At 71.3% G+C, this 12926-nt stretch carries 13 protein-coding genes and 1 tRNA gene; 3 read left to right on the plus strand and 11 right to left on the minus strand.

Annotated elements, in window-relative coordinates; all coding sequences use genetic code 11:
- Positions 1-81: 81 nt before the first annotated feature.
- Positions 82-678, plus strand: a complete 597-nt coding sequence (locus H490_RS21485) for a 5-formyltetrahydrofolate cyclo-ligase (RefSeq protein ID WP_017883505.1) — start codon at positions 82-84, stop codon at positions 676-678.
- A gap of 52 nt (positions 679-730) precedes the next feature.
- A complete protein-coding gene (locus H490_RS21490; protein ID WP_017883506.1) occupies positions 731-1039 on the plus strand; it encodes an FmdB family zinc ribbon protein in 309 nt (102 codons plus the stop codon).
- A 116-nt stretch (positions 1040-1155) separates the two neighbouring features.
- Here the strand turns inward: H490_RS21490 and H490_RS21495 are convergent, their stop codons facing one another.
- From H490_RS21495 to H490_RS21525, 8 genes are all read right to left on the minus strand, one after another.
- Entirely contained in the window at positions 1156-1374 is a 219-nt protein-coding gene (locus tag H490_RS21495) for a hypothetical protein (RefSeq protein WP_017883507.1), read from the minus strand.
- A complete protein-coding gene (locus H490_RS21500) occupies positions 1371-5078 on the minus strand; it encodes an ATPase AAA (RefSeq protein WP_017883508.1) in 3708 nt (1235 codons plus the stop codon). Before H490_RS21500 ends, H490_RS21495 begins: the two co-directional genes overlap by 4 nt.
- 174 nt (positions 5079-5252) lie before the next feature.
- Positions 5253-6614 carry a uracil-xanthine permease family protein gene (locus tag H490_RS21505; protein ID WP_017883509.1) on the minus strand — a complete coding sequence of 454 codons (1362 nt, stop codon included), beginning with the start codon at positions 6612-6614 and terminating at the stop codon, positions 5253-5255.
- 202 nt (positions 6615-6816) lie between these two features.
- Positions 6817-7176 (minus strand): cupin domain-containing protein, encoded by a 360-nt coding sequence (locus H490_RS21510; protein WP_031289843.1) that lies wholly within the window; start codon positions 7174-7176, stop codon positions 6817-6819.
- Entirely contained in the window at positions 7173-8591 is a 1419-nt protein-coding gene (locus tag H490_RS21515; protein ID WP_017883511.1) for an NAD(P)/FAD-dependent oxidoreductase, read from the minus strand. The genes H490_RS21510 and H490_RS21515 overlap by 4 nt, the downstream gene beginning before the upstream one ends.
- A 90-nt stretch (positions 8592-8681) precedes the next feature.
- Entirely contained in the window at positions 8682-8891 is a 210-nt protein-coding gene (locus H490_RS21520; RefSeq protein ID WP_017883512.1) for an HPP family protein, read from the minus strand.
- Positions 8888-9634 carry a CYTH domain-containing protein gene (locus H490_RS0115750; RefSeq protein WP_193743389.1) on the minus strand — a complete coding sequence of 249 codons (747 nt, stop codon included), beginning with the start codon at positions 9632-9634 and terminating at the stop codon, positions 8888-8890. The genes H490_RS21520 and H490_RS0115750 overlap by 4 nt, the downstream gene beginning before the upstream one ends.
- 64 nt (positions 9635-9698) lie before the next feature.
- The gene (locus tag H490_RS21525) at positions 9699-10571 is read right to left on the minus strand and encodes an EamA family transporter (protein ID WP_041205210.1); all 873 of its coding nucleotides are present in this window, start codon (positions 10569-10571) and stop codon (positions 9699-9701) included.
- Positions 10572-10604: 33 nt separating this feature from the next.
- On the opposite strand from H490_RS21525, the gene H490_RS21530 reads away from it, so the two are divergent.
- Positions 10605-11174, plus strand: coding sequence for a hypothetical protein (locus H490_RS21530; protein ID WP_017883515.1), 570 nt, complete (start codon positions 10605-10607; stop codon positions 11172-11174).
- 84 nt (positions 11175-11258) lie between these two features.
- On the opposite strand, the gene H490_RS21535 is transcribed toward H490_RS21530, so the two are convergent.
- The 3 genes from H490_RS21535 to H490_RS31065 form a co-directional block, all read right to left on the minus strand.
- Positions 11259-11786 carry a dihydrofolate reductase family protein gene (locus H490_RS21535; protein WP_017883516.1) on the minus strand — a complete coding sequence of 176 codons (528 nt, stop codon included), beginning with the start codon at positions 11784-11786 and terminating at the stop codon, positions 11259-11261.
- A gap of 115 nt (positions 11787-11901) precedes the next feature.
- Positions 11902-11974 (minus strand) — tRNA-Arg (locus H490_RS21540).
- Positions 11975-12069: 95 nt separating this feature from the next.
- Positions 12070-12702, minus strand: a complete 633-nt coding sequence (locus tag H490_RS31065; RefSeq protein ID WP_017883517.1) for an NlpC/P60 family protein — start codon at positions 12700-12702, stop codon at positions 12070-12072.
- Between the last annotated feature and the right edge of the window lie 224 nt (positions 12703-12926).

The following is a 12926-nucleotide window of genomic DNA, read 5'->3' on the forward strand; positions in this document are numbered from 1 at the left end:
GGGGACATCCTGAGAGCCGGCGCACACGCGGGGCGGTGTCTTTCGCGCGCGCTCGTCGGGTGCCCCTCTATGCTGACTCGCATGGGGATCGGGGATGCCGAGGGTCTCGCGCAGCACAAGTGGCACGTGCGGGAGGAGGTGCGCCGGCGGCGTGCCTCGATGGGCTCGGATGAGCGGCTGCGGGCGCGCGACGCGCTCACGGACCGGCTGATCTCGCTGGTGCGGGATCGCGGCGCCTCGTCGGTCTCGTGCTACGCTTCGCTGCCCGACGAGCCCGACACCTCCGCCTTCCTCGAGTGGGCCCGCGACAACGGGGTCGCGGTGCTGCTGCCGGTGTCGCTGCCCGGGACCCGCCTCGCGTGGACGCGCTCCGACGGGTCGCCGCTCGTGCCCGGACGGCACGGCATCCTGGAGCCGAGCGGTGAGCAGCTGCCCGCTTCGGCGGCCGCGGCGCTCGATCTCATGCTGATCCCGGCCTGCGCGGTCGACCTGCGCGGCACCCGCCTCGGCTGGGGGCTCGGCTATTTCGACCGCTGCCTCTCCGAACTCGATCGCAGGCCGCCCCTCTTCGCGGTGGTGCACGAGGCCGATGTGCTGCCCGCGCTGCCGGCCGAACCCCACGATATCCCGGTCGACGGTGCGGTCACCCCTGACGCGGTCCGCCTCTTCCCCCGCTGACCGGAGCCGCCGCGGCGCTCTCTTCTCGCCGCGAGCGGTAGGATCTTCTCTCGTGCCTACCTATGCCTACCGCTGCGTCGACTGCGAGCACGCGTTCGACATCTACCAGTCCTTCTCCGACTCCGCGCTGACCGAGTGCCCGGAGTGCGGCGGCAAGCTGCGCAAGGTCTTCGGCTCGCTGGGCGTCACCTTCAACGGCTCGGGCTTCTACCGCACCGATTCGCGCTCGGGCGGCTCGGGATCCGCGTCGGGATCGGGGTCCGGATCGGCGAGCGGTTCCGGATCCGGATCGGCGAGCGGCTCGGGATCCGCGTCGTCGACCGGCTCGTCATCGCCGTCGAAGTCCTCGGCCGCCTCCTGACCGGCGCCGCGCCGCGCGTCGTCCCGCACCGGGCGTTGCAACCGCCCGCGTCCCAGCGTCGCGCCTGACAGCCCGGGTCGGCCTCGAGATCGGCTGCGGCAGGCCGAGTTCGCGCTTCAGCCCCAGTGGGGCGGGCGATCCCCGAGCAGCCGCGCGTCGTTCTCTGCCTCCGAGCGCCGCTCGACGGGCGGATCGTACGGTTCGGGATCGCTGCCCTCCGGTGCGGGCAGGCTCGCCCGGCGCGACGCGCGTCCGCGGGGGGCGGGCGGCTGCTCGGCGGCGTCGCGATCCTCGCCCTCCCGATCGGCCCCGTGGGGGCCGCGCTCCCCGCTCACGCCTGCTCGGCCTCGTCGCTGTCGTAGCCGACGATGCGGGCGATCCGCAGCGCCACCTCGTCGGGGTCGGCGAACAGGTCGAAGCTGTGCACGCGGTGGTAGTGCCAGCCGAGGCGGCGCAGCACCGCGGGACGCAGGCGCAGGGTGTCGCGCAGACTGTCTCCGCCGTCGACCCCGCCCAGGTCGAGGTCGATCGCGATGGCGCGATCGCCGAGCGACGCCGCGAGCGGGATCGCGCCGCGGTAGTCGATCGCGACCGTGAGGCCCATCGCCTCGAGCCGATCGGCGAGTTCGCCCATCATCGGGTCCCGCTCGGCGGGCAGCGCGGGCGCCTCGGGCTCGGGGTGCTCGAAGGCGAGCAGCTCGGCGAGCTCGACGACGCCGTGCTTGATGCGGGCGGTGTCGAGGTGCTCGGGCTTGAAACAGCTCACGATCGTCATCGCGCGGCGGGCGCGGGTCATCGCGACCGCGAGCAGACGCTCGCCGCCCGGGCGCCCCAGGCCGCCGAAGTTCGACAGCACGCGGCCGTGCGGCGTGCGACCGTAGCCGATCGAGAAGATCACGCGGTCGCGGCTCTGCGCGGTCGCCTGCTCGAGGGTGAGCACGGCGAACGGCTCGGCGCGCTCCCCCAGCAGGAAGTCGCGGTACTGGGGGAACTTGGAGAACGCCTGCAGCACGGCCTGGTACACGCGCACCGCGTGCCGCTCGCTCGCGGTGATCACCATGAGCGACTCGCGGGGGCGGTCGCTCGCGTGCTCGAGCACGAGCTGCACCACGCGGTCGACCTCGGCGTCGGTGCTCTCGACCGCGCCCGTCTGCTGGTCGGGCAGGCCCTGGCCGCCCGGCACGAACTCGTAGGTGAGGCTCGAGTGGCCGAGGAAGCTGCCCGCCCAGGGCAGCGTCTGGATCGCGCCGTTGTAGAAGCGGCTGTTCACGAGGTTCGTGAGATCCTCGCCGCCCGCCCGATAGCTGCGGGTGAGCGTGAGCGTGGGCAGCACTCCCCCCAGCTGGGCGAACGCGGAGCTGCGGTGCAGCGCGTCGACATCGGTCGAGGCCTCGTCGCCGTCGCCGGGTACCCCGCCGACCGAGATCTCGAATGGCGACGGCGTCTGCGTCATCGTGTCGCCGAACGCGACCACCTGGTCGGCGCGGCGGATCGCACCGAGGTTCTCGACGAGCGTCGTCGCGCCGGCGTCGACCAGCAGCGCGGCGTCGAAGCGCATCGTGTCGGGCAGCTGCGCCACCTCGTAGGGCGACATCACCCAGACGGGCGCGAGCACGCCGAGCAGGTTCGGCGAGCGCTGGGCGAGCGCCGCGGGCGAGACGTAGCCGCTGCGCAGCGCCTCGCGCAGGGCGAGGGCCTCCTGCTTGTGGTCGAGCACGGCCACGCGCCAGGCGTCGGCGAGGGAGCCCGCGAGCAGCGAGCCGTTCGCGCCGGCGTGGGCGTCGTCGACGAGGCGGAAGTCGGCCTCGAGCCGCTCGATCACACTCGTGTTGGCGCTGAGCAGGGCCTGGTTGGTCTGCAGCATGCGCTCCAGCACCGACTGCCACCACGCGAGCTCGAGCTCGGAGGCGACGTCGGCGGCGGGCACGTGGCGGGCCGAGAGGTCGTCGAGCAGCGGTTCGAGGTGCGCGGCGCGCATGCGCTCGACGATGGTGGTGCGCTCCTGGATGTTCTGCAGCACCTCGGATTCGCGGGCGAGATCCGAGATGCGGTGCGCGAGTCGTCCGAGCGTCAGGTTCTTCAGGCGATCCGCGTCGCCCGCGGTGCCGAGCACACGGTCGAGCTCGTCGAGATCCTGATAGGCCGACTGGAACGCCACCACGACGTCGGCGATGCCGAGCGGCACCTCGGGGCGCGCCCCGACCACCGTGGTGTAGCGCTGCCAAAGCACGCGCTGCTGCTGGATCTGCACGAGGCGCGAGTACATATCGGTGATGTGCACACCGGGGCGCACGTACTCGCGGGCCAGCTTGCGCAGGCGGCGCTTGTTCGCCGACGACATCTCGTCGCCGCCGCGCGGGGCGTGCGCCGCGATGACCTCGGTGAGCGAGCGGTCGTAGACCTCCGGGGTGAAGCGGTCGAGGGTGTCGCGGATGCCCATGAGCAGCCGCAGGTAGACGCCCAGCTCGGCGATGGTCTCGTAGGGGCGCATGGAAGTCTGGCCGATGACCTCGTTGGCCATCGAGATGAGGCGGGGCAGCTGCGACTCGGCGAGGTCGACGGCGAGGCCGTAGGCGGTGCGCGCCTCCTCGGTGCTCGAGAAGCTCACACCGTACCAGGGCGAGTCCTCGGGCCCGTACTGGAACTGGCCGAGGCGCGCGACTTCGGTGAGAGCCTCGGCGACCGACGAGCGGTCGAGTGTGAGCTGGCCGAGGGCCTGGTCATCGAGGCGCACCGTGGTGCCCGGCGGGCGCTCGTCGAGGGCGAGCACGGTGAGCCGTCGCAGGGCCTCGAGCGGCGAGACGCCGTAGCGCTCGTCGGGGGTCGCGAGGGCCTGCTGGTAGTCGAGCAGCACGCCGCGCAGCCGGGTGAGCGCCTCGTCGACGTCGCGCAGCTGCTCGCCGCGCGCGTTCTCGTTGCGGCTGATGGCCTCGACGAGGTTGCGGCGCAGGCGCCGCGGCGTCACCGCGAGACCGGCGAGCCCGGCGCGCGTGAGACGGTGCGTGATGCCGTCGAGCGCGGCGCGGCGCGGCGACACGACCAGCACGCGCTTGCCGGCGCGCACCAGGTTGCCAATCGCGTTCACCACGGTCTGCGTGCCGCCGGTGCCGGGCAGCGTGTGCACCACGAGCGAGTGGCCGGCGTCGATCTGGGCGAGCACGTCGTCCTGCTCGACGTCGGCGTCGTAGAGGTTGCGGTCGGTGTCGGGGGCGCGCTCGTCCGGCCGCGTCGGGCTCACCGGGCGGTAGGCGTCGGCGAGCCGGCGGGCGGCGGGCTCGCTGCCGCAGATGGCGGCGAGGATCGGCGAGTCGAGATCCTTGGCGTCGGCGACCATGCGCTGCGACACGTTGTGGAACGACGACACCACGAGCCGCGGCTGCACGACGAAGCCGGGCACGCCGGCGGCCATCTGGCGCAGCCGGTCGATGACGGGCTGTGGCTTGAACACGCCCTCGGACTGGGAGAGCTCGATGAGGGCGCGGGCGTCGACCACGATGCCGAACTGCTCGCGCAGGGCGCGGATCAGCTCGGAGTTGACGACGGGGAACTGCTTGAGCTTGAGCTCGAAGTCGCGCCCGTAGCGGCGGATCGCGAGCGGGCGCAGCAGGATGGGGGCGCAGAACTCCTCGCCCTCGAAGCTCCACTTGGCGATGCCCACACCGAGGTTGACCGTCTCGAGGCCGCGCACGGTGCGCATCTCGATCGCCTTGTCGGTGACGCGTCCGGCGGCGGCGCGGGCGTGTCGCAGGGCCAGGTCGTCGCGGATCAGGGCCGAGAGCAGGATCTTGTTACCGGTGATGAACTGCGGCAGCCCGCCGGGGTGCGTCGTGGAGAGCTCGATGCGGTTGGCGGGGCGGTCGTCGAAGTGAAGCAGGGGGTTGCGGCCGCCGATGCGGGCGAGCTCGCCGCGCCACTCGGCGTGCTCGTCGGCGTAGGCGTCGACGAGCGAGACGGGGCCGGTCAGCTGGGCGGTGAGGTCCTCGACGCGGTGCGCGGATTCGGGCGCTTTGGCGAGGGAGCCCTCGTTCTGAGGCGCCACGGTCTCAGTGACCGCCTCCTCCGGCGCATCCTTGCCGCGACCATTGGCACCGTTCTGCCGTCGCCGATCTACACTCCACACACCGCCACCCTAAGCGGACGGACCGAAAAACATCGCAACGTCGGCGGTGTTTCGCGGGAGGGGCAGGGCCGGCGCCCCGCCCGCCCCGTGCGGCTACTGCTCGGCCGTCACCCGGTTCGCGCCGGTCTCGGCGGTCACCACCGGATCGGCGACCTGCACCTCGCCCCCGCGCGCCCGGGAGAGGCCGTTCATGAGGTGGTAGACGGCGATCGCCGCGATGGTGCCGAGCGCGATGCCATTGAACACCACGGCGCCGAGCTCGAGCGTGAAGTCGGCGATGCCGATGATCAGCGCGACGGCGGCGGTGAACTGGTTGATGGGCTTGCCGAAGTCGACCTTGTTGTCGATCCAGATCTTCACGCCGATCAGGCCGATGAGGCCGTAGAGCGCCACGGTCACGCCCGCGAGCACTCCCGCGGGGATCGTGTTGATGAGCGCGCCGATCTTCGGCGAGAAGCTGAGCAGCACCGCGATGGTGCCGGCGACCCAGTAGGCCGCGGTCGAATAGACGCGGGTCGCCGCCATCACGCCGATGTTCTCACCGTAGGTGGTGGTGCCGGATCCGCCGCCGAAGCCGGCGAGCACGGTCGAGACGCCGTCGGCGAGCAGCGCGCGCCCCGTCACGGGATCGAGGTCGCGGCCGATCATCAGTCCGACGCTCTTCACGTGGCCGACGTTCTCGGCGATGAGCACGAGCACGACCGGCAGGAACGCGGGCAGCAGCCCCCAGAGCGTGGGATCGGCGAACGGGTTGCCGACCGCGTGGAACGCGGGCAGCCCGATCCAGGCCGCTTCGGTGACCGTCGAGAAGTCGACCTCTCCCATGGCGACGGCCGCGATGTAGCCGACGACCACGCCGAGCACGATCGAGAGGCGCCCGATGAGGCCGCGGAACAGCACGGTGATGAGCAGCATCGCGACGAGCGTGATGAGCGCGACCCAGCCCGAGAGCTCGGTGGCGTTCCAGTTGTTCTTGACGGCCGGGCCGAGGTTGAAGCCGATCAGCGCGACGATCGCGCCCATCACCACGGGGGGCATGAGGGCGTTGATCCAGCCCGTGCCCCACTTGGTGACGATGATGCCGACGATCGCCATGAGCACGCCGATGGCGAGGATGCCGAAGGAGGCCCGGGCGAGGCCCTCGGCGCTGTCGTCGCCGCCGGCGACGGCCGCCATGATCGGGGCGATGAAGGCGAACGACGAGCCGAGGTAGCTCGGCAGGCGGTTGCCGGTGATCAGCAGGAAGAGCAGGGTGCCGAGGCCCGAGAAGAACAGCGTCGCGGTGGGGCTGAAACCCGTGATGAGCGGCACGAGGAACGTCGCGCCGAACATGGCGACGACGTGCTGGGCCCCGAAGCCGATGGTGCGCGGCCAGCTCATGCGCTCCTCTGGCAGCACGATCGCGTCGGGAGAGACGTGCTTGCCGTCTCGGTGCAGCTTCCAGGGCAGCGCCATCGGTGGCTCCTTCGGGTTCGGGATCGGCGCGCTCGCGCCAACGCATTATCTTAATGCGCTGAGCCGCGCCTGTGTCACCCGGATCGTGGAGCGACCCCGTCCGGCGCGGACCCAGGGGCGCGGGATCCGTCTGGGATTCCGCGCTCCGCTCGCGCTCGCCGCTCGCTCCCCCCCGGAGCGAGGCGCGCCCGATTCCGCTCGGTCACTCGGCGGCGATGTAGACCTTCCGGATGTGATCCTCGACGGTCCATCGCGTGCGGGTGCCGGCCACGAGGCGCATCACGTCGCCCGGGCCCACCTCGACGGTGCGATCCTCGTCGACCAGCTCGATGAGGGCGCTGCCCGAGATCACCACGAACAGCTCGTCGACTTCGGTGTCGGTGACCACGCCCCCGCGCAACTCCCAGATGCCGGCCTCGGCGCCGCCGATCGTGCCGAGCTCCGCGATGCCCTGCTGCGGGGAGCCCGAGACGACGTCTTCGGCGGGCACGGCCTCGAGCTCGACGCCGGTCGCGGTGCCGTTCACCGTCAGGTTCATGTCGTTCGGCAGCAACCCGCTCATGAGTCGAACCCCAGCCCCAGGGCGTCGAGCGTCTTCAGCAGCACGTTGCGCTTGCCGTCGTTGTGGTCGGCGCGGTCGAGCGACCAGCGTGTGAGGTTGATACCGATCGAAGCCGCGGGCTCGGGCGGGAACGGCAGCGGCACCTGCTTGACCATCTCGAGCTCGGTGCGCTCGGTGACGCGGCCCTCGAAGCGGTCGACCATCACGTCGGCGGCGAAGTGGGTGGCGCCGACGCCCAGGCCGGTGAAGCCCGCGACGTACTGCACGCGCCCGCCGTAGGCCTGGCCGAAGAACGCGCAGAACCGGGTCGAGGTGTCGATGACACCCGCCCAGCGGTGCGTGAACTTGACGCCGGCGAGCTGCGGGAAGGTGGTGAAGAAGTGGCTGGCCAGCTTGCGGTGGCTCTCCATGCGGTCTTCGTACTCGCGCTTGATGCGGCCGCCCGAGAAGTAGACGGCGTCGTACCCGCCCCAGAGGATGCGGTTGTCCTTGGTGAGCCGCGAGTAGTGGAACTGGTTCGCCATGTCGGCGAGTCCTTCGCGACCGTCCCAGCCGATCGAGGCGAGCTGTTCGTCGGTCAGCGGCTCGGTCATGAGCACGTAGTCGTAGACGGGCACGGTGTGGAAGCGGTAGCGCTTCAGCAGCGACGGGAAGACGTTGGTGCAGAGGGCGACGCGCTCGGCGATGACGGTGCCGGCGTCGGTGGTGAGCTGGATCGGCGCCTCGGCGGAGCCGTCGAGGCGCTTCACCGGGGTCTGCTCGTAGATCTCGACGCCGATCGAGGCGGCGTGACGGGCGAGTTCGGCGGCCAGCTTGGCGGGATGCAGGTTGGCGTTCTCGCGCGGCGAGAACTCACCGCCGAGGAAGGTCGGCGACTTGATGCGCTGCTGCACCTGCTCGCGGTCGAGCGCGACCACGTGCGGGTCCTCGCTCTCGCCGAGCCACTCGGTCTGGTAGGGCTCGTTCGCGACGGAGAGCTGGCCGGTGCGTTCGAAGTCGACGTCGAGCCCGTTCTCGTCGATGAAGCGCTCGATCGCGTCGAGGTTCTCGTAGCCGAGGCGGCGCAGGGTGCCGGTCTCGTCGGGCCAGCGCGATTCGGCGTTGGGCTCGCCGTGGGTGATGCTCGCCTCGCAGAAGCCGCCGTTGCGGCCGCTCGCGGCCCAGCCGATGCGCATGGCCTCGAGCAGCACGATGCGGCGGTCGGGGTGCTCGGTCTTCAGCTTGATCGCGGTCCACAGGCCGGCGTATCCGCCGCCGACGACGGCGTCGTCGACGCGCTGATCGCCGTCGAGCGCGGGATAGCGGGCGGCGTCGGCGGCGTCCTCGGTCCAGAAGACTCCGAGCTTCGTGTCGGCCAGCGAGTCGTCGATGATCTTCGCGGCGGGGCGGTTGGTTTCGAAAATGGTGGGTTGCATGGGATCCTCGTCCTCGATTTCCTCACTGATCCTCGCACATCGCCGTCACAATGTAAATGTGAATGTCAATGGCGTTTACATCACGCGCATCTAGTCGCTCGGCGGCTTCATGATGGCCCCCGTGGCGAGCCCCATCGCGAGACCCGCGGGCACCCACAGCCAGAACTGCGTGAACACCGCGATGACCGCGCCCACCACGGCGCCGATCACCAGCGCCACGATGATCTGCTTGCGCCGCGCGGCGGGCGACGGCCCGTCCTGCTCGCCGCGCTGCTTCCGGGACTTCGATCCGCTGCTCATGGTTCCAGACTACGCGCCGCACGCTGGTCGGAGGCATCGAGTCGTTGGAGCACGGCGAGCAGCTCCTCGGACGCACCCTTCGCGCGCGCGACTGCGACCAGCTGACCCGTCGCCCGGGCGATCTTGGCGAAGCTCAGCGACGGCGTCGCCCCCGCGGCGAGCAGCACCGCCTCGACACGATCCAGCAGGGCCGCCCCCTCCGGGTCGGCGGCGTCCGCGCCGATGCCGGCCCCCGGCAGCAGCTCGGCCTCCCACTCGCGCCAGGCTCGGCGAACCCCCGTCGCCCCCTCGCGAGCGCGCACCCGATCGTCGGCCAACTCGACGACCTCCCTCCCGTCGTGACGCAGCGCGACGGTGGTGCGCCGCGTCTCGAGCGCCGCGATCGGCACGAGCCGGTCGGGCGAGACGCCGATCCGCGCCTCGATCTCCCGCCGCAGCTCCGCCGGCATCTCGTCGCCGTGAGGCCACAGCAGCTCACGATTACCGCCCTCGGTGCGCTGCTTCATGTGCCAGCCCGCATCCTTGCCGCCGTGTCGCGAGCGCACCGCGAAACCGCGGCGCGCGAGATCCCCCTCGGGGGTGTCGAAATAGCGGGCCGAGAGCTGCTGCACGACGGGCGCCCCGGCCTCGAAGCCTGCGGCGCGGAACGCCTCCGCGTCCGGCAGCCGCAACTCGACGCCGGCCTCGTACTTCCGTTCCACCTCGAGCGTCTCCGCTCCCCGCCCATCCGCCTGATCCGTCACACCGACAGCATACGGGCTGCCGGACGAGGCATCCCGGCAGCCCTCGCGCCGGCTCGCTCCCTGCCTACCGGGAGCGCCGATCCCCCGCCGACCACACGATGCCCGCCCCGGCCGCCACCACGAGCACGATGCCGCCCACCGCCACCGGCGTGAGCAGCTGCCCGAGGAACAGGGTGCCGATGACGGTGCCCACGACCGGGTCGAACGCGAAGAACACGCCCAGCACCCGCGCAGAGGTGAGCCTGCCCGCCATGGTGTCGACGGTGAAGGCGAGCGCCGTGCCCAACAGCGCCGAGGCGAGCAGCGGCAGGAGGTGCTGCGGCTGCAGCAGCGGCACGGCTGGAACCGAGAAGGGCAGCATGAGGATCGCCGCCACCACCACCGACAGCGCGACGCTCGACAGCCCGCCCTCGGACTGGCCCACCCGCGCCGCGAGCAGGGTGTACAGGCCGAACGAGGCGCCCGCCAGGGCCGCGAAGAGCAGACCCAGCGGATCGAACGGGCCACCGAAGCCCGCGATCAGGCCGACACCGATGAGCGCCGCCACCGCGAGCAGCCCCTCGCGCGGCCGCCTCGACGCGGCGAGCGCCACGAGGCACGGGCCGAGGAAGTCGATGGTCGTGGCGACCCCGAGCGGCAGGCTGCCGAGCGAGAGGTAGAGAAACCCGTTCATCGCTGCCATCGCGACGCCGTAGAGCACGATCCCGGTCCACTCGCGCCCGGTGCGACCGCGCAGCGCGGGGCGGAACACCGCGAGCAGGATCACGGCTGCGATCACCATGCGCACGGAACTCGTGCCGAGCACCCCCAGCGCGTCGAACAGCCCGATGGCGATGGCGGCCGACGACTGCACGCCGATCGCCCCGACGAGCACGAGAAGCATGGCGCGGATCGTGGCGCGGCGCGCGAAGGCCTGCGCAGTTGGAGACGTGGTCACCGGCCTCAGTCTAACCGCGGATACACTGGCCGGATGACGGCTGACGCTGACATCTCCGCCGCCGCAGAGCGCGCCATGCAGGCGTGCGTCGACACCGTTGCGAAGCTGCGCCAGGCCGCGGTGGCCGCGGAGTCGCTCGCCGAGTACGTGCCACCGCGGCGCGTGCTGCTGTGGACCCGGCCCGCCACCATGCGGAGGCTGGGCGAAGTGTGGCGCCTCGGCGCCCTGCTGCTCGGCGCAGACGCGAGCCTGTACGCGGCCGGGCGGGCGACCCGTGCCGCGGAGCGGGGGCGACCCGGCTACCAGTCGGTGTCGCGGGAAGAGCGCCGCGAGATCGCCGCGGCCGCGCTGCGGGGCGGCTACGAGGTCGGATCCCCCGTCAACTTCGATGCCGTTCCGATCCCGCTCGACGCGGCGTCGCTGGCCTCGTCCGCCACAGCCCCCTCTGGTGAGACGGAAACCTCGGCGGTAGAGAGCCCTGTCGGCTTCGCCGACGGCGAGGTGCGCGTGCGCTGGCGCGCCGGCGCCCCTCTCGCCGGGGCGCCCACGCTCGCGTCGTTCCTCGCGGAGCGCGCGGGCCTGCTCATCGACCCGCCGCTGTAGGAGGCGGACGCCGCCCCTCGGCCGGTCCGGCGTCGCGCTCCACCGCAGCGACAGCGCGGCGCGAGCGCCGCCCGGAGGCGCACCCTAGCTCCCGACGCGCACGCGGTACCGGGCGCAGACGAAGTCGCGATTACGCGCCGTGTCGATGAGTTCGAGTTCGAGATGGCGAGGCAGCAGCGGCCGGCCCTCGCCGAGCGTCACGGGTGCGAACTGCACCCAGAATTCGTCGAGCAGGCCCGCCTCCGCGAACTGTCCGGCGAGATCGCCGCCGCCCATCACCCAGACGTCCCGGTCGCCGGCCGACGCGGCGATCTCGTCGTGCACCTCTCGCACGCTCCCCCGGGCGAAGCGCACGTCGGCACCCTCGAGCACCGGCAGCTCGCGGTGCGTGAACACCCACGTCGGCTGGGTGTACTCCCACTCCTGCTGGTTGCGCAGCAGCCACTCGTAGGTCGAGGCGCCCATCACGAGTGCGCCGACCCCCTCGATGAAGCTCGGATACGCCATGGGGCCCTCGAGGTCGAAGTCATGGGCGAACAGCCACTCGAGCGAGTGGTCGGGGGTCGCGATGAAACCGTCGAGGCTTGACGCGGTGTAGAAGTGGGTGGCCATGACCCCACGATAACCGCTCGCGGCGCGGCCACGCCGCGTGGCCCGCCCCCGGGCCACGTTGAAGGTTCATGCCCACACCTCGACAGGGCACGAGGGAGCGTAGCGACCGAGTACGTGCCCTGGAGAGGAATCGAACCTCCGACACCTTCTTTAGGAGAGAAGTGCTCTATCCACTGAGCTACCAAGGCGCGGCCCTGCTGCGGGGCCTCTGCGAGTCTAGCAGTCTGGAGACAGCACAGCGGGCGGGGTCGAAACCCCGCCCCCTGTGTGAAATCTCTCGGGTTTAGCCGAAGCGCACGACGCCGCTGGGGGCGCCGTCGATGAAGGCACCCGCGACGACGGTCTGGTTGCCGCCGTAGCCGCCGTGCACGGCCTGGCCGTTGCCGATGTAGACCGCCACGTGGCGGCCCGACCAGATCAGCACATCTCCGGGGGCGTAGTCGCCGCTCGTGACGAGGGTGCCGCCGAGGCCGGTGTACTCGCCGATCTGGGTGCCGAGGTCACCGGCGGGGATGCCGACGGCGCGCAGCGAGTTCTCGACGAGCGCCGTGCAGTCCTGCATCACGCCGAGCTGGGCGAGGGCCGCGTTGACGATGCCCTGGGCGCCGACGCCCGCGGGGATGTCCTTGCCCGAGAACGACGACGAGGTGGAGACCTGCTGGGCCTGCAGCTCCTCGGCGCGCTTGGCGGCCTCCTCGGCCTCCTGCTGCTGGCGCTCCTGTGCGAGAACGTCGGCGCCGACCTCGCCCTCGGGTGCGGCGATGGGCACCACGGTCTCGTCGACCTGCACGGTCTGCAGGGACTGGGCGGGGGCCTGGTAGCCGTCGATGCCGCCCTCGGGATCGGGAGCGGTCGCGTAGGCGGGAAGGCTGAAGGTGCCTACCAGTCCGAAGCTGAGTGCCGCAGCACCCGCCATCTGTGCGATTCGCTTCGCCTTCCCTGAGGTCGACCGAGCGGCGTCACCGGAGGCTACGAGCTCCGTGCTGGGGTTCTGAATCACGAGATTATCTGCCTAACGTTGCTTTGCGGTTCTCTGCGTGAGAAACGGCCCTTTCGAGCCGCGACCGTTCAAGAGTAACCGAAGATCACGGGAATGTCACGCTCGGGTCACGAAACCCTCAACCTCCCTTGAAACTTCAG

This window comes from Leucobacter sp. UCD-THU, assembly GCF_000349545.1.
In the GTDB taxonomy this organism is placed as follows: domain Bacteria; phylum Actinomycetota; class Actinomycetes; order Actinomycetales; family Microbacteriaceae; genus Leucobacter; species Leucobacter muris.

What these genes read in the sequence shown, in the direction of transcription:
- H490_RS21485 (WP_017883505.1), top strand. Translation starts at nt 82, where the DNA reads ATGGGGATCGGGGATGCCGAGGGTCTCGCGCAGCACAAGTGGCACGTG.
- H490_RS21505 (WP_017883509.1), bottom strand. Translation starts at nt 6,614, where the DNA reads ATGGCGCTGCCCTGGAAGCTGCACCGAGACGGCAAGCACGTCTCTCCC.
- H490_RS21510 (WP_031289843.1), bottom strand. Translation starts at nt 7,176, where the DNA reads ATGAGCGGGTTGCTGCCGAACGACATGAACCTGACGGTGAACGGCACC.
- H490_RS21515 (WP_017883511.1), bottom strand. Translation starts at nt 8,591, where the DNA reads ATGCAACCCACCATTTTCGAAACCAACCGCCCCGCCGCGAAGATCATC.
- H490_RS21520 (WP_017883512.1), bottom strand. Translation starts at nt 8,891, where the DNA reads ATGAGCAGCGGATCGAAGTCCCGGAAGCAGCGCGGCGAGCAGGACGGG.
- H490_RS21530 (WP_017883515.1), top strand. Translation starts at nt 10,605, where the DNA reads ATGACGGCTGACGCTGACATCTCCGCCGCCGCAGAGCGCGCCATGCAG.
- H490_RS21535 (WP_017883516.1), bottom strand. Translation starts at nt 11,786, where the DNA reads ATGGCCACCCACTTCTACACCGCGTCAAGCCTCGACGGTTTCATCGCG.
- H490_RS31065 (WP_017883517.1), bottom strand. Translation starts at nt 12,702, where the DNA reads ATGGCGGGTGCTGCGGCACTCAGCTTCGGACTGGTAGGCACCTTCAGC.